Here is a 23182-nt window from a genome sequence, read left to right on the forward strand (position 1 = left end):
CGCGTGGACGTCAACCCTGATCCGCCACGAACGAAGCCATCCACGCCAACGCCGCGTTCCAGTTCACCGCCGTCTCGTTCGTCGACCACGACTGGATGTCGTCGATGTAGCAGAACTGCCCGACGCAGCCGGTGAGTTTGCTCTGTGCGTACGGGTCCTGGATGGACGAGTTGGGGCCGCCCGCCAGGGTCCCCCTCGGCGGGTTCGGGAGGTTCGGGTCGAGTTCGTGGGCGTACCAACGACTGTGTTCGTTGTGGGAGTCGGCCTCGCCGTAGCCGGTGACGTAGGACATGTTGAGGGCGTTGCGGCCGAGGATGTAGTCCATGCTCTGGAGTGCGCCGGCGCGGTACTTCGAGGCGCCGGTGAGGTCGTACGCGGTGGCGATGACGTGCGCGTTGTTGAGGATCTGGCTGTTGGATCCCCAGTCGTAGAGGTTGCCGGGCGGTGCGTACGGCATGCCGTAGGGCTGGGTTCGCAGGGTGGTCAGGTAGGTGTTCGCGCCCTCGGTCACCGAGCGGCGGATCCCGTCCCGGCCGGGCAGCCGGCTGGGGACGGTCGCGAGGTCGAGGCGGCCCAGTGCGGCCGTCCGCGCCCAGTCGAAGCCGAGGCTGCCGAAGATGTCGGCCGTGTTGAGGGGGGAGTTGACGACGTGGTCCGCGAACTGCCGTTCCCCCGTGGTCAGATACAGCTCGGCCGCCGCCCAGTAGAACTCGTCGGTCGCGTTGTCGTCGGGGTACGCGCCGCCACCGGTGCCGTCGTTCGGGTCCGGGTACACCGAGGGGTGTGCGAGTGCCGCCGCCCACGCCTTCCGCGCCGCGGCCAGTGACTTCGCCGCGAACTCCCGGTCGTAGGGCCGGTACAGACGCGCCGCCTGTGCCGCCGTCGCCGCGAGGTTGAGCGTGGCCTGCGTGGTCGGGGCGTGCAGTTCACGCTTCTGGGGGTCCTGGCTCGGCAGCAGCGGCAGCCCGGTCCACTGTTCGTCGTGGACCTTGTCGTGCGCCATACCGGCGAGCGGCTGCCCGTCCGGTACCTGCATCTTCAGCAGGAACTCCAGTTCCCAGCGCGCCTCGTCGAGTACGTCCGGCACCTTGTTGCCGCTCTCCGGGATGGCGAGCGTCCCGTCGCGCAGTGTGGCCGGCTGTCCGGTGCGGGCCAGCAGTGAGCGCTCGTAGGTGCTGAGCAACTCCCACGTGGAGATACCGCCGTTGATGACGTACTTGCCGTGGTCCCCCGCGTCGTACCAGCCGCCGGTCACGTCAAGTGTGTAGTCGCACAGGCCGGGTTGGCAGGGCACGTGCGCGTCGCCCTGGTTGGGAGCGACGTTCAGGTGACCGGCCGGGCGGGCGTACCCGGGGCGCAGGTCGTCGCGTATCCCGATGCCGCTGCGCTGCGTGTAGTAGTACTTCAGCGAGTCGAGCCTCAACTGCTCATAGGCGGCCGTCCCGATGTCGAACGGGCGGCTCGTCTCCCCGTCCGCCACCAGCGTGAAGCCCTCGCCGCGCCCCCGATACGAGCCGAAGTCGATGGACTGCACGTTCTGCCCGGAGGACCCGTCGACGCCGCGCGGCACGGTCCGCCCGTGCGCGACCACCGCACCCGCCGCGTTCCTCAACTGCCAGGGCAGCACGGCCGTCGACCCGGTCACCAGCGTGGCGTTCTTCGGCCCGCTCGGCAGGTACGCGACCTGGTTCACCCGCACGCGCGGCCCGGTGTCCGGCTGGTACACCTCCGGCGGCACCCCGCCCAGCAACGACACGTCGTCCATGCAGAAGCGCCAGGCCGCGGTGGAGCCCCCGAGCTGGAAGGCCACCTGCCCCTGCGTGGTGTCGACGGGCGAAGTGAACGTGTACGCAAAGGAGTTGCCCGACGCGCTCAGCTCGGGACTGACCTCGTGGTAGGTGTCGTACGGCGCCACCGACAGCCCGACGATCGCCCGCGCCACCTGCCCTTCGGGCGCACCGGACGCCGTGAAGGCGAACTTGTACGACTCGCCCTTCACCAGCGTGATGTCGTTCTGGCCGACGGCCGCGTCCCAGCGGTTCGTCGTGCCGCCCGGCACGTCCGCGCAGAGCTGCCCGTCGGACAGGCCGACCGTGACGTTGCTCGTCGTCCACCAGGGTTCGGTGGTGGTGTCGAAGGTGCCGTTCCTGACCTGTTCGACCTCGTCGGCCCCGGCCGGGCCGGCCAGCAGGGCGGTGAGCGCCGCCGCGAGGAGGGCCGTGGCGGCGAGCAGGGCCGTTCTGCGTCGTTTCACGTCTGGGCTCCTCGGGGAGGTGGGGGCGCGCTCCGGTGCCGTGTGCGGTGGGAGCGCTCCCAGATGCGGACGCTGGTCATGCTGTTCGAGACATGACATCCCGTCAACGGTCCGGACAGGCCAGTTTCCCGTCCGGACCGCGGCGAAGGGTGCGCGCTACCCGGCCGGAGCCTCCACCTTGCTGATCCGCACCGCCCCTTGGGCCACCCCCGGACGACCGCTCGTCAGCGCGAGCCGCAACCGGGACCCGCGCACGGGGTCGAAGGTGACGACGGTCGGGCTGTCCGAGGCCGTGGCCCAGTCGACGGCGGCCCCCTCGACCGGCACCCACGCGAGACCGTCCCACACGGCCACCGCCACCGCGGCGGGCAGACTGTGTGTCGCGTCCACGGTGAACGACACCTCCACCCGGTCGAAGGACCGCACCCTCCCCCAGTCCACCGACACCCAGTCCTTCTCGCGCGCACCGCTGAAGGCCGGCAGCAGGGCCGTCGCCGCCTTGGCGAAGGCGTTGGACCAGCCGGTGGCCGGGTCCCCGTCCAGCACGGCGGCGGGGAGCGTGTCGGGGCGGCCCGAGTAACTGGCGTCCGCGTACGGGTAGTTCGGCGGCGCGGGGTAATCCGCCTCGCATCGCGGCGCCGACGTCATGGCCACGTCCCGGCCGGGTGTCGTCCGTACGGTCACCGTGCCTGACCGCAGCCCTTCCGCCCGCCCCGTCACCTTCAGCGTGCCCGCCCTCGTACCGGACCGCACGATCGCAAGTGCCTTGCCGTGGAAGGCGGTTCGCGTACTGGCCTGATAGCGCTCGGCGCTCTCCTCCCGCCCGTTGTCCAGGCCGGCCAATGACCCGCCCTTCACCTCGAAGGCGATCAGATCCTCGGCGTCGGGCAGCACGACACCATGGGCGTCGACGACCTCCGCGGTGACGAACACCAGTGAACGTCCGTCTGCGGCAAGGGACTCGCGGTCGGCGGTGAGGCGGACGGCGTGCGCGGCTCCCGCCGTACGCAACACATCCGAGGCGACGACCTTCCCCCCGCTCCTCGCCACCGCCTTCAACTCGCCGGGTTCGTAGGGCACTTCCCAGGTCAGGTGGAGTTTGCCCGCGCTGCCGTTCGGGCTGGTGTAACTGCCCGGGTAGGGGCCGGTGGTGAAGGTCTTGTCGTCGCCGGTGGGCTCGGTCGTCTCCAGGTAGGTACGGCCGTCGGTGGTCGTCTTGGTGTCGAACTCCCTTGTCCCGAGGGACTTTCCGTTGAGGAACAGCTCGACGGTGTCGACGTTGGCGTAGGCCCAGACCTCGACGGTGTCCCCCGGCTCGTGGTTCCAGGTCATCGGTACCAGGTGGACCATGGGTTCGCTGATCCACTGGCTGCGGAAGAGGTGGTACATGTCCTTCGGGAAGCCGGCCGTGTCGACCGCGCCGAAGAAGGACGCCTTGACCGGGAAGACGTCGTACGGGGTCGGCTCCCCGATGTAGTCGATGCCCGACCACAGGAACTGGCCCGCGAACCACTTCCGGTCCCGGTCCTTCTTGTGGCCGTACTCGCCGCTCATCGTCCAGGAGGAGAGGTTGTTGTCGTACGAGGACGTGGCACGCCTGCCGGGGGTGTGGTTCTCGCCGGTGTTGAGGTGTTCCGGCTCCTGGTAGGTGCCGCGTGTCGAGGTCTCCGAGGAGGACTCGGACTCGAAGAGGAACAGGTGCGGATAGGCGGCGTGCAGGCCGTCGACGGACTTGGCGGTGTTGTAGTTGAGGCCGAGTCCGTCGAGCTTGGCGAGCATGAGGTCGGCGGCGGAGCCCTTGGCGGGTACGCCGTGGTACTTGTTCGAGCCGATGACCACCGGGCGGGTGTCGTCCGCCGCCTTGATCGCGCCGATGATGCGGTCGGCCATGGCCAGCCCGGCGGTGGTGGTGGAGTCGGTGATCTCGTTGCCGATGGACCACAGCACGACGGCGGGCGAGTTGCGGGCGGCGAGGACCATCTCGGTGGCGTCCTTCTCGCACCAGTCGTCGAAGAACCGGTGGTAGTCGTAGGTCGTCTTGCCGGTGTGCCAGCAGTCGAAGGCCTCGACCATCATCACGATGCCCAACTCCTCGCAGACCTGGATGATTTGCGGCGAGGGCGGATTGTGGGAGGTGCGGAAGGCGTTGACGCCCATCGACTTCATGAGGGTCAACTGCCTGCGCACCGCGTCGAGGCTGATCGCGGAGCCGAGGGCGCCCTGGTCGTGGTGGAGGTCGACGCCCTTGATCTTGGTGTGGGTGCCGTTGAGGGAGAAGCCCTCGTCCGGGTCGAAGCGGTAGGCGCGGATGCCGAAGAGGGTGCGGTGGGTGTCGACCCGCTTGCCGTCCACACGGAGTTCGGTCTCCAGGGTGTAGCGGTGGTCCGGGGTCTCGATGTCCCACAACTTGGGCTTGGGGACGGTGAGTTCATGGGTCGCGGTGCTGCGGTCGGCGACGGTGACCGTGGAGGTGGCGCGGGCCACCGTCCGGCCGCCGGGGTCGACGACCCTCGATCCGACCTCCACCTCGCTCGCGGTGCCCGACTCGTTCAGCACGGCTGTCAGCACGCGGACGACGGCCCGCTCGGCGGTGATGTCGGGGGTCGTGACGTACGTGCCCCAGCGCTCCACGTGCACCGGTTCGGTGATGACGAGGCGGGCCTCGCGGTAGATGCCGCTGCCCGAGTACCAGCGGCTGCTGGGGAGTCGGTTCCGCACCTTCAGCGCGACGACGTTCTCCGTGGTGCCGTCGGTGTACGCCAGGTCGGTGAGGTCGAGGGCGAACCCCGTGTATCCGTAGGGGTGTTGGCCGACCTGGGTGCCGTTGCAGTAGACGTACGAGTCCATGTAGACGCCGTCGAACTCCACCGAGATCCGCTTGCCCGCGAAGGCCGGCGGCAGGGTGAAGGCGATCCGGTACCAGCCGAGGCCGCCGGGGAGGAACCCGGTGCCGCTGGTCGTGCCGTAGGCCGTGGTGGGGGTCTGTTCGATGCTCCAGTCGTGGGGGACCGCGACCTGGCGCCAGGTCGAGTCGTCGTAGTCCGGTGCGGCGGCGTCGGCGTAGGCGCCGGTCGGGTCGGTGATGCCGCCCGGGTTGACCAGCGCGAAGCGCCAGCCGTCGCGCAGCGCGACCGTGTGGCGGCCGGAGGCGCCCGCCGGGGTCCCGGCGGCGTGTGCGGCCGGGGCGGCCAGGAGTGATGCGGCCGTCGGCGCGGCCGTGGAAGCGATCAAAACCGATCTGCGAGTGACCGTCATGGCGGCTCTCCCTCATCAGGGCCCAGAAGTACTCACAACTGATCGTGACCGAACAGATTCTGACGGGGTGCCACACCGGGCCGTCAAGGGTGCGGGGGCGGACTTCTGCCGCGTGCGCCGCTTCGACCGGGTTTTCCCCCTTGACCACCGGTACCCGCGGCCGTGGGGGTTCCGGTCCGCGCGGGAGCGTGACGCACTAGGCTGGAACGCAAGTGGCGGGTCTGTTCACTGTGAGTGCGCGCGATGGAGTGGCGACGATGAGTCCGGTCTACCCGTTCGACGATGCCGCGACGGCGCGGGTTGTCATCGACGATGCCGGAACTCTGGTGGAGTGGAACGACGGGGCCCGCCGGCTCCTGGGCCACACCGCGGACGAGGTCGTGGGCCGCCCGGCCGTGGGACTGCTGGCCGGTGACACCGAAGCGCTGCCCGAGGTCACGGGCGCCCGCTGGGACGGCACGGTCATGTTGCGCCACCGGGACGGCAGCGCCGTGTCCGTGTGGCTGCTGGCCCACCACCGGCGCCCCCGGGACGACGGTCCTGGCGACTGGCTGGTCGTGACGCCGCTGGAGGGCGGCGGCCCCCGCGCCGCCGAGGACCCCCTCGCGACGGCGGCGCTGACCCAGTCGCCGTGCGCCATCGCGGTCTACGACGAGCGGCTGCGGCTGAGCCGGGTCAACGACGCGATGGGCGAGGTGATCGGCCTGCCCGAGGAGCGCATCCAGGGGCTGCGGATCACCGAGATCGGCGGCAAGACCCAGAGCGCGGAGCTGGAGCAGTACATGCTGCGCGTGCTCACCTCCGGCACCGCCCAGGACTTCCAGATCTACCTGCGCACCGGCGGCGAGGACACCGCGCACGCCTGGCTCGCCCGGATGGCGCCGATCACGGACGCCGAGGGACGGGTGCGGGGCGTGTGTCTGGCCGCGCACGACTTCACCGAGAACTACCTGGCGCGGGAGCGGCTGCAGCTCGTCAACGAGGCGAGCGTCCGCATCGGCACCACCCTCGACGTCACCCGTACGGCCCAGGAGCTGGCGGACGTCTGCGTACCCGCGCTGGCCGACTTCGTCAGCATCGACCTGCTGGACCCGCAGGAGCACGGCGGGGAGCCCCCGGCGGCGATCACCGCGCCGCTCGGACTGCGCCGGGCCGCCCACCAGTCGGTGCAGCAGGGCAGCCCCGAGGCGGTCGCCAAGCCCGGCCAGCTGGGCCTGTACCCGGACCACTCCCCGCAGGCCGACGCGCTGGTCGCGGGCCGCACGCTCGTCGCCTCGGGCGGCGACCTCGCACGCTGGCTCGCCTGGGACCGCACCCGCGCCAAGCGCGTCGAGGAGTACGGCATCCACTCCTCGATGGCGGTACCGATCCAGGCCCGCGGCGTCACCCTCGGCGTGGCGGTCCTCACCCGCTACCGGCGCCTCGACCCCTTCACCGACGACGACGTGCTGCTGGCCGAGGAGGTCACCGCCCGCGCCGCCGTCTGCATCGACAACGCCCGCCGCTTCTCCCGCGAACGCGAGACCGCGCTGGCCCTCCAGCGCAGCCTGCTCCCCCGCAAACTCCCGCGCACCGCCGCCCTGGAGGCCGCCTCGCGCTATCTGCCGGCGGCGCGCGCCGGGGTCGGCGGCGACTGGTTCGACGTGATCCCGCTGTCCGGGATGCGGGTCGCCATGGTCGTCGGCGACGTCGTGGGCCACGGCATCCAGGCCTCCGCCACGATGGGCCGGCTGCGCACGGCCGTCCGCACCCTCGCCGACATCGACCTGGCCCCCGACGAACTGCTGACCCACCTCGACGACCTCGTCGTCCGGCTGTCCGCCGAGGCCGGGAACGACGGCAGCCCGGGCGAGGTCGGCGCGACCTGCCTGTACGCGGTCTACGACCCGGTGTCCCGCCGCTGCACACTGGCCCGCGCCGGACATCCGCCGCCGGTCATGATCCGGCCGGGCGGCCCGCCCGAGCCCGTCGACCTGCCCGCAGGACCGCCGCTGGGCCTCGGCGGACTCCCTTTCGAGTCGGCCGAGTTCGAGCTGCCCGAGGGGACCGTCCTCGCGCTGTACACCGACGGGCTGGTCGAGAACCGCGAACGGGACCTCGACGTCAGTCAACGGCTGCTGTTCGACGCCCTGTACGCCCCCTCGGACTCGCTGGACGAGACCTGCGACCGGATCCTGCACGCCGTGCTCCCGGCCGGCGGCGCCGCCGACGACGTGGCACTGCTGCTGGCCCGCACCCAAGGGCTGCCCGCCGAGCAGGTCGCGACCTGGCATATCCCCGCCGACCCGTCGCTCGTCGCCCCGATCCGCAAGCAGGTCGTGGAGCAACTGGACACCTGGAACATGAGCGAGGCCGGGTTCACGGCCGAGCTGGTGGTGAGCGAGCTGGTCACCAACGCCATCCGCTACGGCGCGCACCCCATCCGGCTCCGGCTGATCCATGACGCGGCCACGCTGATCTGCGAGGTGTCCGACACCAACCACACGGCCCCGCACCTGCGCCGCGCCAAGACGTGGGACGAGGGCGGGCGCGGACTGCTGCTGGTCGCGCAGCTCACCCAGCGCTGGGGCAGCCGGCACACGGCCGACGGCAAGACGATCTGGGCGGAGCTGTCCCTCTTCGAGGAGGAGTGAGCCCGACGCGGGCCGGGCCGGGTCAGGAGAGGTCGGTCAGCCAGGGCCTGACCTGGCGGCGGGCCTCGTGCAGCCGGGACTTCAGTGTGCCCAGCGGGATGCCGAGCCGCTCGGCGATCTCGGCGTACTCCAGCTTGCAGATGTCCCGGTACACCAGGGGCGCGACCAGATGCGGGGACTCCCGCTCAAGGCGCTCCAGCGCCTCCAGGAGGTCGATCTTCGACCCGGCGATCACACTCGTCGTACGCGGGTCGACATGCTGCGTCACGTCGATCACGGCGGGCTGCTCGACGGCCCGCCGCTTCAGCTCGCGGTACTTCTGCCGGGCGCCGTTGGCGACCACCGTGTAGAGCCAGGTGCTGAACAGGCTGCGGCCCTCGAACGTGCCGATCTTGCGGGCGACTTGGAGCAGTACGTCCTGCGCGGCCTCCTCGGCGTCCTCACGGCACGGCAGGAACCGCCCGCACCGCCGTACGACCTCGGGTCGGATCGAGCGCAGCAGCTCGTCCAGTGCGGCCGGGTCACCCGCCGCGGCACGCCGCGCGAGCTCCTCGGTCGGTGCCGGTTCCCGCACTGGCTCCACTCCTCCGCCTCGATCTCCGAGCAGGCATGATAGTCCCATGCACTCCGTCGAACAGATCGGCCGCTACCGTCTCGAACGCCGCCTGGGTACCGGCGCGTTCGGCACGGTCTGGCTCGCGCACGACGACGTGCTCGAAGCCCCGGTCGCCGTGAAGGTCCTCGCCGACAACTGGGCGCACCGCCTCGACATCCGCGAGCGCTTCCTCTCCGAGGCCCGGCTGCTGCGCAAGGCCGACTCGAACCGGGTGGTGCAGGTCTACGACATCGGTGAGCTGCCCGACGGACGGCCGTACTTCGTGATGGAGTACGCCGACGCCGGCACCCTCGCCGACCTCCTCACCGCGGGGCCCCTGCCCGTCCCCGAGGCGCTGCGGCTGACCGCGCTGGCCGCCCGGGGCGCCGCCGCGCTGCACAAGGCGGGGATCGTGCACCGGGACATCAAGCCGACCAACGTGCTGCTGCGCACCGCCCCGGACGGCACCTACCGCGTCCTGCTCGCCGACCTGGGCCTGGCCAAGAGCCTGGCGCAGGGGTCGGGCCTCACCCTGGCCGCGGGTTCCGCGGGTTATCAGCCGCCGGAGCAGGCGCAGCCGGGGTTCGGCATCGACGAGCGCGCCGACGTGTACAGCCTGGGCGCAGTCGGCTACGAGCTGCTCACGGGCACGGTTCCGGGGGCGCCCGGTCAGGTCGTCCGGCCGGACCGGCTGCGGCCGGACGTGTCCCCCGATGTGCAGCGGGCCCTGCTGCGCGCGCTGGAACCCGACCGGGAGCGGCGCTGGCCGACGGCGCGGGAGTTCGCGGAGGAGCTGGAGCGGCTGACCGCCGAGGCGGCCCCGGTGCGCAAGCCGGGCGGCCGGCACCGTGGGGTCGCGCTGATGGCGGGGCTGTTCGTCGTGGTGGCCGCCGGGGCGGGCGTCGCGGTGATGAACCTGCCGTCGTCGTCCGGGAGTTCACAGATCCGGGTCAAGGACATCACCGGGCGGGTCGTGGCCGAGGTGCCCGACGCCTGGGGCCGTCAGCTGCGCGACTCGGGCTGGAATCCGCGGGCGCTCGGACTGACGGCAGGGCACGAGCCGGGGCTGGCGGTCGCCGACGACCTGGCGAAGTGGCAGGACCTCACGGCGGACGTGAACGGCGTGTTCATCGGCCTGAGCGAGCACGGCAGCGTGCCGACCGAGGTGGACCGCATCGCCCACTCCGGCTGCCACTACGACGGCAGCCGCGCCTACGCGAACGCGACCTGGCGCGGCACGATCCGCACCTGGAGCGCCTGCTCGGGCAGCACGGGCACCCTCTCCGAGACCGCGCTGCGCCAAGTCGGGGGCGCGGCGCAGCCCCAGGTCTACGTCCAGATACGGCAGCACAGCGGTGACGCGACCGCGCGCATACTCCGCTCGCTCCGGGTCACCTGAGCACTGTCGGCATCGCTGTCGGGATCGGCGTCGGAAATAATCCGGTGATCCCGCGAACCTTTCGGCGCGCACGCGCATCGGACCTCTGTGACAGCGCGCGAGGCGCTGTGCGGTGAACCTCCAGGAGTGTTGAAGATGGCGAACACGTCCCCGTCCCCGCGCCGGGCGGCCCTGCTCGTGAGCGCGGTCGCCGTGCTGGGTCTGACGACGGCCTGCGGCAACGGCGGCGGCACGGCGAGCAGCCCGCGGACCGAGTCGGGTACGGCCGCGCCGGCGGGCGGCGACGCCTCGGCCGACGGGTCCGGTACGCCGGTCTCCTCGTCGAGCGGCAGCGCCACCGGCTCGGACTCGACCTCCACCTCGTCGGGTTCCTCCACGTCCACCTCTTCGAGCTCCGGCGTCACCAGCGGCAGCCGATGCCACACCTCCGAGCTGCGGGCGAAGGTCGGCGGCAACAACCCGGGGGCCGGGCAGGAGAACTTCCCGATCGTCCTCACCAACGCGTCCGGCCGTACCTGCACGGTGCGCGGCTTTCCCGGTGCCGCGTTCGTGAGCGCGTCCGGCCGGCAGCTGGGCCCGGACCCCCAGCGCGACTCGGGCAGCACCGCCACCACGGTCACGCTGAAGCCGGGGCAGAGTGCCTGGGCGGGGCTGACCTTCTCCAACCCGGAGATCAGCGGCGCGAAGACGGCGACCCCGGCCACGCTGGTGGTGACCCCGCCCGACGAGAAGGACCCGCTGAAGGTGACGTGGACGGCGGGTGCCGTGCCCGTGTCGGGGAACGCGTCCTCGGTGCGCCTGACGGTGTTCAGCGCGGGCACGGGCGCCTGATCACGGGCTTCGCACCGGAGCCTGGTTACATGGGGCGGGCACCACTGCCCGCGTCCCGGAGGACCGTCCCCTGAACACCCCGCTCGCCGAAACCCTGTCCGTCGCGCTGCTCGTCGCCGTCCTCGTGTGGGCCGTCGTCCGTCCTTTCGGCTGGCCGGAGGCTGTGCTGGCGGTCCCGGCCGCCGGGATCGCCGTGGCCACCGGGGCGATCTCGCTCGACCATGCGCGGGCCGAGGCCGAGCAGCTCGGGCCGGTGGTCGGGTTCCTTGCCGCGGTGCTCGTGCTCGCCCACTTCTGCGATGTGGACGGGCTGTTCCGGGCCTGCGGGGCGTGGATGGCCGAGTGGGCGAAGGGCAGCCCGAGCCGGCTGCTGACAGCGGTGTTCGCGCTGGCCTCCGCGATCACGGCCGTACTGAGTCTGGACGCCACCATCGTGCTGCTGACGCCGGTCGTGTTCGCGACGGCGTCCCGGATGGGCGTGCGTCCCAAGCCGCACGTCTACGCGTGCACGCATCTGTCGAACACCGCCTCGCTGCTGCTGCCGGTCTCCAACCTGACGAACCTCCTCGCCTTCGCGGCGAGCGGCCTCAGCTTCACCCGGTTCGCCGGGCTGATGGCGCTGCCCTGGCTGGTCGCGATCGGGGCCGAGTACCTGGTGTTCCGGAAGTTCTTCGCCCGTGACCTCGCGGCGGCGGCGCCCTCGCCGGCCTCCGTCGACACGCCCGAACTGCCGGTGTTCGCGCTGGCGACCGTCGCCTGCACGCTCGCCGGGTTCGTGCTGACCTCGGCGGTCGGCATCGATCCGGCGTGGGCCGCGCTGGCGGGCGCGCTCGTCCTCGCCGGTAGGGCGCTGCTACGGCGGCAGGCGACCCCGCTCACGGTCGTGCGGGCCGCCGCGCCGTCCTTCCTGGCATTCGTGCTGGCGCTCGGGATCGTGGTGCGGGCGGTGGTGGACAACGGGCTCTCCGACGCGCTCGGACACCTCCTGCCCGGCGGGACCGGGATCGCGGCCCTGCTCGGGATCGCCGCGCTGGCCGCCGTACTGGCGAATCTCATCAACAACCTGCCGGCGGTACTGGTCCTGCTGCCGTTGACGGCGCAGGCCGGGCCGGGGGCCGTGCTCGCCGTGCTGCTCGGGGTGAACATCGGGCCGAACCTGACCTACGCCGGTTCGCTCGCGACGCTGCTGTGGCGGCGCATCGCGCAGCAGCACGAACACGACGTGGATCTCGAGGAGTTCACGAAGCTGGGGCTGCTCGCCGTGCCGTCGGCGCTCGTCCCGGCCGTGGTGGCACTGTGGGTGTCGCTCCAGGTTCTCTGACACCGAGGGAGGCCGAATGCGTGTGATCGCCTGGCTGGTCGAGGGCACCTGGCCCGCGTGTGTGGACGCCGTACGGACGCATACGCCGGAGGATTCCGAGGTGGTGCTGCTGCACGTCAGCGGTCCTGACGTGCCCGGTGTCGCGCACGGGGCGTTCGCCGGGCTGCTCGGCCGGGGTGGTCCGCGGCGGGATCCCGGGACGCGGCTGGAGGATCTGGGCAGTGCGTCGGCGGCCCAGCTGCTGGACGCGGCGGCCGAGCGGCTGGGGCGGCCGTGCACGCGGATGGAGCGGGCTGGGCGGGTCGAGCGCGAGGTGGTGGCCGCCGCCGGGGACGCGGATCTGCTGGTGCTGGCCCGCGACGGCGACCGCGCCCGGCTCGGCCCGCGCAGTCTCGGGCCCGCCGTACGGTTCGCCGTCGATCACGCGCCCTGTCCGGTGCTGCTGGTGTGGCCGGAGGCGGCGCCTGGCATCTCGACCCTGCCGCCACCGCCGCCGCACCACTGAGGTTCAGCGACCGCCGTGGTAGCCGCTGCCGTACCCGCCACCGCCGTATCCGCCGTATCCGCCGTATCCGGACCAGCCGCCCTGGCCGCCCCCTGAGCAGTAGGACGGGTAGTAGGCGCAGTAGTCCATGGTCGGGTACGCCGTCGTCGGCGTGGACTGCGGGGTCGACGCGCTCGGCTTCGGGGTGGGCGTCGGCGTCTTCGAGGCCTCCGGGGCGGCCTTCTTGGTCGTGGGGGTCGGTGACCCGGTGGTGTCGGTGTCCCAGTTGACGACCTGCATCTGCGGGTCGGCCTTCGACGTGTCGAAGACCCAGCGCTGGGCCGAGCCGTCCGCCCGCGTCTTCAGGACGAGCGCGCCGCCGCCGTCGGTGGAGGCGGGGGTCAGGGCCAGGTCCTGGTTCCAGCGCGGGACGAGGATGCCCTGGAGGGTGAAGTCGTAGCGGATGTTCTTGGCGGTCGACGCGGACGTGGTCGTGCAGGGGGCGAGCTGGACCTCGAAGGCGAGGTGCGAGTCGAGGCACAGGCCGGGGTCGGCGGTGCTGCGCAGCTGTCCGTCGGTCTCGTACGACCACTGCTGGCCGGCCGCCGAGGAGCAGGTCTGCAGCTCGGCCTCGGTGCCCTTGAGGGGCTTGTTGCCGGCGATGCCGATGCAGAGGCCGGACTCGACGTTGTGCAGCCGGCCGCTGAGGGTGCCCTGGGTGGTGTCGTTCTTGCCGACCCAGGAGGGGTTGGCGGATTCCTTGCCGGTGCCGGAGGCGCCGGCGGCCTGGCTCTCGGTCGTGGTCTTCCCGTCGTCGGAGCCGCCGCTGGACCACAGGACGAGCGGGAGGACGACCAGTCCGCTCACGGTCAGCACGGCCACGGTGAGGTTGCGGCGGCGGACGCGGCGGGCCGCCTTGTGGGCCGATCTGAGTTCGCCGCGGCGCGGGCCGTTGCGCAGGGCCAGTTCGGTCGAGGCGGACGGCATCGGGACGGGCAGGGCGCGGCTGCCGGCCCTGACCTCCAGGTAGGCGCGTGCGCCCCAGCCGAGGACCGCTTCGGCCAGAGCGACGCCGAGTCCGGCGTTGAACTGGTTCAGCTGGTCGGCGGTGTGCCGGCAGTGCTTGCAGACGGTGAGGTGCATGGCGAGGTCGGGGTCGACCTCCGCACCGCCGCGCCGGAAGGTGACGTCCAGGAGGCGTATGTAGAGCTGGCACTCGTCACCAGGGGCGAGTTCGCGGTGGACCTGGAGGCACTCCTCGCGCAACCGCCCGACGGCGCGCCCGAGTTCGATGCGGGCGCCCTCTTCGTCCAGGCCGACCAGTCCGGCGGCGGTCGCGACGGGCTCGGACTCGACCTCCAGGTGCCAGAGCAGGGTGCGCGCCGTCTGGGGCAGCCGCTGGAACGCCCGGGAGAGCAGCCGCCGTTCGGGCACCGGGAGCAGCCGGGACGCGATGCGGTCGCCTTCGCCGGCCGCCGAGCGCAGGTCCGGGTGGAGCATTTCCTGCCGGCGGTCGGTGTCCCATTCCGCGGCGATTCGGCGGACGGTGACCAGCACCTGGGGCCGCCAGGCCGCGGTCGGTCCGGACTGCCGCAGGGATTCCCCGAAGAGCCGGGTGAAAGCGGCCGTGGTGAGCATTCCGGCGTGGTGCGGTCCGTCGGTGCACAACCCCGCATAGGCGAAGGCCGCTTCCCAGTGCCGGTCCAGCAGTTCGCCGACGGGTTGCAGCGCGGGCGTCGTCCCCGTCCACTTCTTCAGCTCGGCGCTGAGCTGCTCGTCGGTCACTTCGAAGTGGTGAGCGGAAGTCGGGGAATTCGAGGGACCTGCGTCCTTCACGGCTGCATTCCTCCAGGTGAAACGCGGAATTTAGTCCATACCGGCGGGTATGCGACCCTGCCGACAGGCCGACAGGGTCTGCCCGTCCGATTGATGGCATCCCGAACGTCCGCCTGGGGCAGCTCTTTTGAAGCATGGGGGGTGGCGTGCGGGAGCGGCCTCGTACGCGCAGAGGGGAATCAGCTATGTGTCTGCGCGCCGACAGGCACACCTTTGCACAGGTCAGCGAGCCGGAACAAGAGATCTCGTGGTTTTGTGCATTGCGTTCGGGCCTCGGCCATTTGACGATTCGTCAATCGGGTCCGTTATGGGATTGCCACCGTATCCACACGCGAAATCCCCAAACCATTGGCCGGGGGCCGCCCGCCGTACCTTCCGAGTCGGGCGAGGGGCCGCCCTTCTTCCAGTTTTCCCAGGTCATGTTCCAAACGTCCGGCCCATTGTCGGGCGGGACGGTGATGTCGTGGGACTCGACGGCTTCCACGACATCACCGACCGGGGAGTTCACGCCCAACCAATAGGCGGGCGCCGTCAGGAGTGGCCGCTGATCGCGTGCGGGGTGTAGGGCTGCTCCAGGGCTGCCAACTCCTTGTCGCTCAACTCCAGTTCGACGGCGGCGACCGCGTCCTCGATGTGCTGCGGCTTTGCCGCGCCGATGATCGGAGCGGCCACCGTGTTCTGGTGCAGCAGCCAGGCGAGGGCGACCTGGGCGCGCGGGACGCCCCGGTCGCCGGCGATGCGGGTGACCGCTTCGACGATGCTGCGGTCGCCCTCCTGATACAGGCGGTTGCCGAAGTTGTCGGTGCTGCTGCGCTCGGTGGTGGTGCCCCAGTCCCGGGTGAGGCGGCCCCGCGCCAGCGGGCTCCAGGGCAGCACGCCCACGCCCTGGTCCGCGCAGAGGGGCAGCATCTCGCGCTCCTCCTCGCGGTAGAGGAGGTTGTAGTGGTTCTGCATGGAGACGAACCTGGTCCAGCCGTTGCGCTCGGCGATGTGCTGGTGCTTGGCGAACTGCCAGGCGTACATCGAACTCGCCCCGATGTAGCGGACCTTGCCCGCCTTCACCAGGTCGTGCAGCGCCTCCATCGTCTCCTCGACGGGGGTGTGCGGGTCGGCGCGGTGGATCTGGTACAGGTCGACGTAGTCGGTGCCGAGGCGGGCGAGGCTGAGGTCGATCTCGGACATGATCGCCTTGCGGGACAGTCCGGCGCCGTTGGGTCCGGGGCGCGTGCGGCCGTGCACCTTCGTGGCGAGCACGATCTCGTCGCGGCGGGCGAAGTCGCGCAGCGCCCTGCCGGTGATCTCCTCGCTGGTGCCGTCGGAGTAGACGTTGGCCGTGTCGAAGAAGTTGATCCCGGCCTCCAGCGCCTGCCGGATCAGCGGGCGTGACGCCTCCTCGTCGAGGGTCCACTCGTGGGTGCCGCGGTCCGGGAGGCCGTAGGTCATGCAGCCCAGACAGATCCGCGAGACGTCCAGGCCGGTCGAACCGAGCTTCACGTACTGCATCGTTGCTGCTCCTGCCTTCGAGTTCGGTACCGGTGTGGAGCGTACGACGCGGTGTGTACTCCACGTCACGCATATCGCACGCACCCTTGACGGCCGGCGGGGCCCGGCGCTTTGATCCTGGACGTGCCCGCGCTCGCGGCGCGGTACGCAGAGGTGCGCCCAGCCGGTAGCGGACAGGTTCCAAGCCCGGCCACAGTCGCCAGGACCGCGACGCCATCCGGTCCGAGGCGGGGTCGTACCCGCGATTGATGGAGCGGACATGCCCGCCAAGGGTGTCTCCCGCGTCGGAGGTCTCGGGACGGCCGCGGTCCTGGGCACCGCCGTCGCGACCACAGCGGTACTGACCTCGTGCGGAACCTCGACCGCCGCACCACCGGAGCGACGAACGCGCGCGGCGCCGGGGAATCCCGCGCGTGCGACGCCCGACGGGGTCCAACTCCCGCCCCGACACGCCGACTTCGACCACCAGATCGGCGGCGGCCGTGCCCGGCCTCTGCAACATCTGCAAGGGCTTCGACGCGGTCGGGCCGGACAGCTACGGCAGCTATGTCCGCGAGGTGCGGTGCGGAGGTCGTCATGAGGAACGGGTTGTCACGGCGTGGGCTGTTGCTCGGGACGGCCGCCGTCGCCGCCGCGAGCGGTTGTGCGGGCGGTGGCTCCGACGGGGTCGGTGCGGACGGGCGGGTGACCGTGGAGCTGTGGCACGGGCAGGCGGACACGGGCCGCAAGACGGTGGAGGCGCTGGTCGCCGAGTTCAACCGGACCCATCCGAGGATCCGCGTGGACCCGGGCGGCGGTGGGGTGTTGGCCGACGCGATGCTCCAGAAGGTCACCGCCGCGCTCGCCGCCGGCTCCTATCCGGACATCGCCTACATCTTCGGCTCGGACCTGGCGAGCGTCGCGCGCAGCCCGCGTGTCGTCGACCTGACGTCCGCGATGCGGTCCGGTCCGACGCCGTGGGACACGTTCTGGAAGCCGGTCCGGGACGCGGTCACCGTCAACGGGCGGGTGCGGGCCGCGCCCGCGGTGCTCGACTCGCTGGCCGTCGTCTACAACAGGAAGCTGTTCCGGCGGGCCGGGCTCGACTACCCGAAGCCCGGCTGGAGCTGGGACCAATTCACCGACACGGCAAGGAAGTTGACCGACCACGACCGGGGTGTCTTCGGCACCGGCTGGCCGGCCGTCGGCGACGAGGACACGGTGTGGCGGCTGTGGCCGATGCTGTGGGACCTCGGCGGCGAGGTCGTCGCACCGGACGGCAAGCACATCGGCTTCGCCGACCAGGGCGTACGGGCACTGAGCACCCTCGCCCGGCTCGCCCACGACAAGAGCGCATACCTGGACACCAAGCCCGGCAGCGATCAGCTCTACCAGGTGTTCCTCAACGGCCGGATGGCCATGGTCGCCACCGGGCCCTGGGAACTCCCCGACATCGTCACCGCGAAGATCGACTACGGGGTGGTGCCGCTGCCGACGTACAGCGGGCACGCGGTCACCATCTCCGGACCCGACACATGGACGGTCTTCGACAACGGTTCGGCCCGTTCCCGGGCGGCCGTGGAGTTCGTGCAGTGGATGAACGAACCCTCCCACGACGTCCGTTGGGACCTCTCGGCGGGCGGTCTGCCGCTGAGCACGGGTACCGCGGCACGGCCGGAGTGGCGGGAGCACAGCGCCCGTACGGTCGGTCTCGACGTCTTCACCGACAGCCTGCGCTCGGCCCGGGTCCGGCCCGTCCACGCCGCGTATCCGCAGATCTCGCAGGCGTTGGGCGAGGCGATCGTCTCCGTGCTGCTCGGCCGGGACTCCCCCGAGAAGGCGCTCCGTTCCTGCGCCGACAAGGCCGACGCGGCCCTGCTGATCCCCAGGTGACTTCCCCCTTCCGGGAGACCCCGATGTCCACACTGCCCCGCGCGCTCACCCTTCCCTCGCGACCGACGACCGCGAGTGCGTCCGCCGCCCGCCGTCGCGCCCGCCAGGAACGGGCCACGGCCTGGGCGTTCATCGGCCCGTCCGTCGTGGTGATCCTCGGGCTGAGCGTCGTGCCCGTCGTCTGGTCGCTGCTGCTGTCGTTCCGCGCCGACGACCTGGTCACGCCCGGCCGCTGGGTCGGCCTCGACAACTACCGGGCGCTCGCCCAGGACCCCAACTTCCGTACGGCGGTGGGCAATACACTGCTGTACGCGGCTCTGTACGTGCCGCTCAGCCTGGTCGGCGGGCTCGCGCTGGCCCTGGCGCTCAACCGGCGGATCCGGCTCATCGGCCTGTACCGCACGCTGGTGTTCATCCCGTTCGTGGTGTCGGCGACCGCGCAGGGCGTGCTGTTCTCGTTCATCCTCGACCCGGAGTTCGGCGTCGCCAACGCGCTGCTGCACCATCTCGGCGTCTCCGCACAGGGGTTCCTCGCCGACCCGGACCAGGCGCTGTACCTGCTGGTGCTGATCTCGCTGTGGAGCGGGGTCGGTTTCTGTGTCGTGGTCTATCTGGCCGCGCTCCAGGACGTGCCGCCCGAACTCGTCGAGGCGGCCCGCATCGACGGCGCGGGCCGCGCGCAGGTGTTGCGCCATGTGACGCTGCCCGCGCTCGCCCCGGTCACGGTCTTCCTGCTGCTGTGGCAGTTCATCACCTCGCTCCAGGTGTTCGACCTGATCTACGTGACGACGAAGGGCGGTCCGCTCGGTTCGACCACGGTGATCGTCTACTTCGTCTGGCAGCAGGCCTTCCAGATGTTCACCGCGGGCTACGGCGCCGCGTCGGCGTACGTCCTCGCGCTGGCGCTGCTGGTCGCGGGCGGTGCGCTGCGGGTCGTACGGCGGCGGCAGGGCCGTACGGAAGGAGGGACCCAATGAGTACGCGGCGTGCGCGGCGGGTGAGTGCGTGGCATCTGGTGCTGGCGCCGCTGGCGTTGTGCTTCGCGCTGCCGTTCGTGTGGCTGCTGCTCAGCTCGGTGATGTCGAACGCGGAGATCAACCGTTTCCCACCCGCCTTGTGGCCCAAGGGAGTTGACCTGGGCGGCTACCGCTATGTGCTGGGCAACGCGCTGTTCCCGCGCTGGTTCGCCAACTCGCTGATTGTGGCGTCGGTGGCGGTGGTCTCGAATCTGCTGCTCGGGTCGCTCGGCGGGTACGCGTTCGCGCGGATGCGGTTCGCCGGGTCGCGGCTGCTGCTGGGGCTGATGCTGGCGACGATGGTCGTGCCGTTCCAGCTGACGATGATCCCGACGTTCCTGATGATGAAGTGGTTCGGGCTGATCGACTCGCTGGGCGCGCTGATCCTGCCGTCGCTGGTGACGCCGTTCGCGGTGTTCCTGTTCCGGCAGTTCTTCCTCGCGCTGCCCAGGGAGATGGAGGAAGCGGCCTGGATCGACGGGTGTTCGCGGCTGCGGGTGCTGTTCTCGATCGTCATGCCGCTGGCCCGCCCGGCGCTGGCCACGGTCGCCGTCCTCACGTTCCTGTCGACGTGGAACGACCTGTCGTGGCCGCTGATCGCGATCAACCACGACACCCAGTACACCCTCCAGCTGGGCCTGACGACCTTTCAGGGACAGCACCACACGAAGTGGTCGGCGGTGATGGCGGGCAATGTCATCACCGTGGTGCCGGTGCTGGTGGCGTTCCTGCTGGCGCAGAAGACGTTCATCCAGTCGCTGACGTCGAGCGGGCTCAAGGGATGAGCCCCGCACGGCACTTGACCCATCCTCGGAGGAGCCCGATGACCGACGTCAGGATCGCGTTCGTGGGGGCCGGCAGTGTGGTGTTCACCCAGGGCCTGCTGGCCGACCTGTTCGCCTTCCCCGAACTCGCCCACGCCCGGATCGCGTTGCACGACATCGACCCGGAACGCCTCGCCACGGCGGAGGGCGCGGCCCGGCACATCGCCGAAGTACGCGGCGCCAAACCGGAGATCACCGCACACCTCGACCGCCGTGCGGCCCTGGCGGACGCCGACTTCGTCGTCAACATCGTCCAGGTCGGCATGAACGAGGCCACCCGCACCGACTTCGCGGTCCCCGCCCGCTACGGCGTGCGCCAGACGATCGGCGACACCCTGGGCATCGGCGGCATCTTCCGCGCGCTGCGCACCTTCCCGGTACTGAGGTCGCTGGCCGAGGACATGGCCGAACTCTGTCCGGACGCCCACCTGTTGAACTACACCAACCCGATGGCGATGAACCTCCTCTACCTGAGCCGCATCGCCCCGGACCTCAGGGCGACGGGCCTGTGCCACTCGGTGTACTGGACGATGCACGATCTCTCCCAGCTCGTCGGCGTCCCCTTCGAGGAGGTCTCCTACCTCGCCGCAGGCGTCAACCACCAGTCCTGGGTGCTGCGTTGGGAACGCGCGGGTCGCAGCCTCTACCCCCTCCTGGACGAGACGATCGCACGGGACCCCGAACTCCTGCGCCGGGTCCGCGTCGACATGTACCGCAGGCTCGGCCACTACCCCACCGAGACCAGCGAGCACTCCGCCGAGTACGTGCCCTGGTATCTGCACCACACCGAGGAGATCGAGCGGCTACGGCTGCCGGTCGGCGCGTATCTGGAGATCATCGAGGAGAACACGGCGAGCTACGCACGCACCCGGGAGGCGCTGGCGTCCGGGACCCCGCGCCTGGTGGAGGGCACGCTGGAGTACGCCCCGCAGATCATCCACAGCATCGTCACCGGCACACCCCGCACGGTCTACGGCAACGTCCCCAACCGCGGCCTCATCGACAACCTCCCCGCCGACTCGGTCGTCGAAGTCCCGTGCCTGGTCGACGCGTTGGGCGTCCGGCCGACCCGGATCGGCGCCCTGCCGCCGCAGTGCGCGGCCCTCAACAGCGCGTACGTCTCCGTCACCGACCTCGTGGTCCGGGCGGCCACGGACGGCGACCCGCGCCACATCCGGCACGCGGCGATGGCCGACCCGGCGACGGCGGCGACACTGCCGGTCGAGCGGATCTGGGACCTGTGCGACGACCTCGTACGGGCGCACGGAGAGTTGTTGCAGCCGGAGCTGCGGGCGCTGCTGGGGCACTGACACGCGTCCGGTGCCGGTGTCGCGCCGGGCACTCCGGCGTTGGTGTGACCGCCCCCGGCCGCCCGGCGTGGGAGCGGCCGGGCGGTGACCGGGGTCGCGCATCCTCGGCGCAGACGACCGGCAGCCGGCCGGTCATTCCCGTACCGGAGGAACGCGGTGCCGAGACGTCTGACCAGCCTGAGGACCTTGTTGGGGGCGGCGCTGCTGCCGCTGGCCCTGGTGTCGCCCGCGTGGGGCGACACGGACCCGGCGCCGCCGCCACCCGAGCCGCCGTCGACCCTGTGCGCGCCCGCGGGCACCCTGCACGGCGCACACGGCCAGCATGCCGTCCTCAGCCTCTGCGCGGGCAGCGGCACCCCGACCATGGCGGTCTCGGTCCCCGCGACCTGCGGAAAGCTCAGGGCGACCGTCCGGTACGCGTGCCGCACCTCGGGCACCTGGACCGCCCGGCACGACGGCGAGACGGTCGCGTCCGGGACGCTGCCCGGGTCGGGCCAGTATCCGGGCCCGGGGACGTACGACTTCACGGCCACCGTGCGCGTCCGCTCGATGCCCGAGGGAGTGGACATGCAGGGCGCCGTCCACGCCACGCTCGCGCTGACCGCGCCGAAGCCGAAGGCCACGCACGGCATCGAGGTCGACCGGAGCACGCTGCGACCCGACTCGGTGACGACCCTCACGTACACGGTCCACCGGCACAGTGACGAGGGGGACGGCAGCGCGCGGTTCGGGCTGATCGCGGAGGAGGGCACGGGGGCGGAACTGACGACGGCCGACACCCGTTGCGTCAATCCGCTGATCGGCCGCCACCCGGCGCAGGACCGGCTCCCGCACGCCCTGGACTGCGCGCTCACCGATCTCCAGCCGGGGCACCCGGCCACCGTGGTGGTCCGCGTCGCGCTCAAGTCCCGTTGTTCCACGGTGGTTTCGAAGCTGGGCTACTGGATGCCCCAGGGTCAGACGCTCTACACCGGGGGCATGCTGGCCGGGCCGACCGTGACCTGCGCCTAGAGCAGGTCGAGCCCTCGCTCCCAGCCGAACTCCGGCCGCCCGCCGTCCTCTTGGACCTCGCCGGAGTACGGCTCCCCGAACCGGACGCCCATCCCGCTCAGCCGTGTCAGGCTCGCCCGGTAGGCGGGGTGGGCGGCCAACGCGTCGCCCACACAAGGGAGTACGACGGTCGGGACGCCGAGGCCGTACGCCTCGCAGAGGGTGCCGAGCGCCAGGGTGTCCGCCGTACCGGCCGCCCATTTGTTGATCGTGTTGAAGGTGGCGGGCGCGACGAGCACGGCGTCCGGGGGCGGGAAGGGGCGCGGGTCCCCGGGGGTGCGCCACGCCGAACGTATGGGGCGCCCGGTCTGCGCCTCGACGGCGGCCGTGTCGAAGAAGCCGCCCATCGCCACCGGGGTCGCGATGACCCCGACCTCCCAGTTCCGCTCCTGCGCGGCGGTGATCAGCCTGCTGACGTCCGCGGCGATGCCCGCGGCGCAGACGACGACGTAGAGGAAGGCTTTCGAGTCCTGTTCGGTCACCCGGGGAGCCTACTGAAGCGGGAACGACCGCCCGCGCTCGCTCTCGGGCCGCGTCCCGAAGACCCGCCGCTCCTTCTCCTCGATGGCCAGGTCGTTGATGCTCGCCTCGCGCCGGGTCATCAGCCCGTGCTCGTCGAACTCCCACAGCTCGTTGCCGTACGACCGCCACCACTGCCCGTCGGCGTCCCGGCACTCGTACTGGAAGCGGACGGCGATGCGGTTCCCGTCGAAGGCCCAGAGGTCCTTGCGGAGCGCGTACTCGTGCTCGCGTGCCCACTTGGCGGTGAGGAACGCGACGATCCCGTCGCGACCGGTGACGAAGGTGGAGCGGTTGCGCCAGACGGAGTCCTCCGAGTAGGCGAGCGCCACGCGGTGCGGGTCGCGGCTGTTCCAGGCGTCTTCTGCTGCTTGGACCTTCTGCGCCGCGGTCTCACGGGTGAAGGGCGGGAGGGGCGGGCGGTCGGCCATGGAGGTCTCCAGAGCGGCGGTGAGCGAGTAGAGAACGTACGTTCTCCAG

At 71.2% G+C, this 23182-nt stretch carries 17 protein-coding genes; 10 read left to right on the forward strand and 7 right to left on the reverse strand.

Features of this window, described 5'->3' with window-relative positions:
- Nucleotides 1-10: 10 nt before the first annotated feature.
- The gene (locus tag ACIQBL_RS10415) at nucleotides 11-2254 is read right to left on the reverse strand and encodes a glycoside hydrolase family 9 protein (RefSeq protein WP_401939166.1); all 2244 of its coding nucleotides are present in this window, start codon (nucleotides 2252-2254) and stop codon (nucleotides 11-13) included.
- 156 nt (nucleotides 2255-2410) lie between these two features.
- A complete protein-coding gene (locus tag ACIQBL_RS10420; RefSeq protein ID WP_401939168.1) occupies nucleotides 2411-5509 on the reverse strand; it encodes a glycoside hydrolase family 2 TIM barrel-domain containing protein in 3099 nt (1032 codons plus the stop codon).
- A 257-nt stretch (nucleotides 5510-5766) separates the two neighbouring features.
- Between ACIQBL_RS10420 and ACIQBL_RS10425 the strand changes: the two genes are divergently transcribed.
- Complete coding sequence (locus tag ACIQBL_RS10425; RefSeq protein ID WP_401939169.1) at nucleotides 5767-8142, forward strand: SpoIIE family protein phosphatase; 2376 nt, start codon at nucleotides 5767-5769, stop codon at nucleotides 8140-8142.
- A gap of 22 nt (nucleotides 8143-8164) precedes the next feature.
- Here the strand turns inward: ACIQBL_RS10425 and ACIQBL_RS10430 are convergent, their stop codons facing one another.
- The gene (locus tag ACIQBL_RS10430) at nucleotides 8165-8716 is read right to left on the reverse strand and encodes an RNA polymerase sigma factor (protein ID WP_401939171.1); all 552 of its coding nucleotides are present in this window, start codon (nucleotides 8714-8716) and stop codon (nucleotides 8165-8167) included.
- Between the two features lie 46 nt (nucleotides 8717-8762).
- On the opposite strand from ACIQBL_RS10430, the gene ACIQBL_RS10435 reads away from it, so the two are divergent.
- From ACIQBL_RS10435 to ACIQBL_RS10450, 4 genes are all read left to right on the forward strand, one after another.
- The gene (locus tag ACIQBL_RS10435; protein WP_401939173.1) at nucleotides 8763-10136 is read left to right on the forward strand and encodes a serine/threonine-protein kinase; all 1374 of its coding nucleotides are present in this window, start codon (nucleotides 8763-8765) and stop codon (nucleotides 10134-10136) included.
- Nucleotides 10137-10271: 135 nt separating this feature from the next.
- The gene (locus ACIQBL_RS10440) at nucleotides 10272-10967 is read left to right on the forward strand and encodes a DUF4232 domain-containing protein (protein WP_401939175.1); all 696 of its coding nucleotides are present in this window, start codon (nucleotides 10272-10274) and stop codon (nucleotides 10965-10967) included.
- Nucleotides 10968-11130: 163 nt separating this feature from the next.
- Entirely contained in the window at nucleotides 11131-12288 is a 1158-nt protein-coding gene (locus tag ACIQBL_RS10445) for an SLC13 family permease (protein WP_401939177.1), read from the forward strand.
- Between the two features lie 16 nt (nucleotides 12289-12304).
- Nucleotides 12305-12793 (forward strand): universal stress protein, encoded by a 489-nt coding sequence (locus tag ACIQBL_RS10450; RefSeq protein ID WP_401939179.1) that lies wholly within the window; start codon nucleotides 12305-12307, stop codon nucleotides 12791-12793.
- A 3-nt stretch (nucleotides 12794-12796) separates the two neighbouring features.
- Here the strand turns inward: ACIQBL_RS10450 and ACIQBL_RS10455 are convergent, their stop codons facing one another.
- Together ACIQBL_RS10455 and ACIQBL_RS10460 are read right to left on the reverse strand one after the other, a co-directional pair.
- Nucleotides 12797-14608 carry a ricin-type beta-trefoil lectin domain protein gene (locus ACIQBL_RS10455; RefSeq protein WP_401939182.1) on the reverse strand — a complete coding sequence of 604 codons (1812 nt, stop codon included), beginning with the start codon at nucleotides 14606-14608 and terminating at the stop codon, nucleotides 12797-12799.
- A 531-nt stretch (nucleotides 14609-15139) separates the two neighbouring features.
- Nucleotides 15140-16111, reverse strand: coding sequence for an aldo/keto reductase (locus ACIQBL_RS10460; protein ID WP_401939184.1), 972 nt, complete (start codon nucleotides 16109-16111; stop codon nucleotides 15140-15142).
- Between the two features lie 576 nt (nucleotides 16112-16687).
- On the opposite strand from ACIQBL_RS10460, the gene ACIQBL_RS10465 reads away from it, so the two are divergent.
- From ACIQBL_RS10465 to ACIQBL_RS10485, 5 genes are all read left to right on the forward strand, one after another.
- Nucleotides 16688-17983, forward strand: coding sequence for an ABC transporter substrate-binding protein (locus ACIQBL_RS10465; RefSeq protein ID WP_401939186.1), 1296 nt, complete (start codon nucleotides 16688-16690; stop codon nucleotides 17981-17983).
- 23 nt (nucleotides 17984-18006) lie between these two features.
- Nucleotides 18007-18960, forward strand: coding sequence for a carbohydrate ABC transporter permease (locus ACIQBL_RS10470; RefSeq protein ID WP_401939187.1), 954 nt, complete (start codon nucleotides 18007-18009; stop codon nucleotides 18958-18960).
- Complete coding sequence (locus ACIQBL_RS10475) at nucleotides 18957-19784, forward strand: carbohydrate ABC transporter permease (protein WP_401939190.1); 828 nt, start codon at nucleotides 18957-18959, stop codon at nucleotides 19782-19784. Before ACIQBL_RS10470 ends, ACIQBL_RS10475 begins: the two co-directional genes overlap by 4 nt.
- A gap of 38 nt (nucleotides 19785-19822) precedes the next feature.
- Complete coding sequence (locus tag ACIQBL_RS10480; RefSeq protein WP_401939192.1) at nucleotides 19823-21133, forward strand: alpha-glucosidase/alpha-galactosidase; 1311 nt, start codon at nucleotides 19823-19825, stop codon at nucleotides 21131-21133.
- A 156-nt stretch (nucleotides 21134-21289) separates the two neighbouring features.
- Nucleotides 21290-22144: a hypothetical protein gene (locus ACIQBL_RS10485; RefSeq protein WP_401939193.1), complete on the forward strand. Its 855-nt coding sequence runs from the start codon at nucleotides 21290-21292 to the stop codon at nucleotides 22142-22144.
- Here ACIQBL_RS10485 and ACIQBL_RS10490 read toward each other — a convergent pair.
- Both ACIQBL_RS10490 and ACIQBL_RS10495 read right to left on the reverse strand, forming a co-directional pair.
- Nucleotides 22141-22665, reverse strand: coding sequence for a flavoprotein (locus ACIQBL_RS10490; protein ID WP_401939195.1), 525 nt, complete (start codon nucleotides 22663-22665; stop codon nucleotides 22141-22143). The two genes, ACIQBL_RS10485 and ACIQBL_RS10490, sit on opposite strands and share 4 nt — an antisense overlap.
- Nucleotides 22666-22674: 9 nt before the next feature.
- Entirely contained in the window at nucleotides 22675-23133 is a 459-nt protein-coding gene (locus ACIQBL_RS10495; protein WP_401939196.1) for a nuclear transport factor 2 family protein, read from the reverse strand.
- Nucleotides 23134-23182 lie beyond the last annotated feature (49 nt).

Origin of the sequence: Streptomyces sp. NPDC088350, from assembly GCF_044753545.1 — a bacterium.
In the GTDB taxonomy this organism is placed as follows: domain Bacteria; phylum Actinomycetota; class Actinomycetes; order Streptomycetales; family Streptomycetaceae; genus Streptomyces.

Excerpts from the sequence above, each read along its gene's own strand:
- ACIQBL_RS10420 (WP_401939168.1), bottom strand. The coding sequence starts at position 5,509 with ATGACGGTCACTCGCAGATCGGTTTTGATCGCTTCCACGGCCGCGCCG.
- ACIQBL_RS10425 (WP_401939169.1), top strand. The coding sequence starts at position 5,767 with ATGAGTCCGGTCTACCCGTTCGACGATGCCGCGACGGCGCGGGTTGTC.
- ACIQBL_RS10435 (WP_401939173.1), top strand. The coding sequence starts at position 8,763 with ATGCACTCCGTCGAACAGATCGGCCGCTACCGTCTCGAACGCCGCCTG.
- ACIQBL_RS10440 (WP_401939175.1), top strand. The coding sequence starts at position 10,272 with ATGGCGAACACGTCCCCGTCCCCGCGCCGGGCGGCCCTGCTCGTGAGC.
- ACIQBL_RS10450 (WP_401939179.1), top strand. The coding sequence starts at position 12,305 with ATGCGTGTGATCGCCTGGCTGGTCGAGGGCACCTGGCCCGCGTGTGTG.
- ACIQBL_RS10460 (WP_401939184.1), bottom strand. The coding sequence starts at position 16,111 with ATGCAGTACGTGAAGCTCGGTTCGACCGGCCTGGACGTCTCGCGGATC.
- ACIQBL_RS10465 (WP_401939186.1), top strand. The coding sequence starts at position 16,688 with ATGAGGAACGGGTTGTCACGGCGTGGGCTGTTGCTCGGGACGGCCGCC.
- ACIQBL_RS10470 (WP_401939187.1), top strand. The coding sequence starts at position 18,007 with ATGTCCACACTGCCCCGCGCGCTCACCCTTCCCTCGCGACCGACGACC.
- ACIQBL_RS10475 (WP_401939190.1), top strand. The coding sequence starts at position 18,957 with ATGAGTACGCGGCGTGCGCGGCGGGTGAGTGCGTGGCATCTGGTGCTG.
- ACIQBL_RS10480 (WP_401939192.1), top strand. The coding sequence starts at position 19,823 with ATGACCGACGTCAGGATCGCGTTCGTGGGGGCCGGCAGTGTGGTGTTC.
- ACIQBL_RS10495 (WP_401939196.1), bottom strand. The coding sequence starts at position 23,133 with ATGGCCGACCGCCCGCCCCTCCCGCCCTTCACCCGTGAGACCGCGGCG.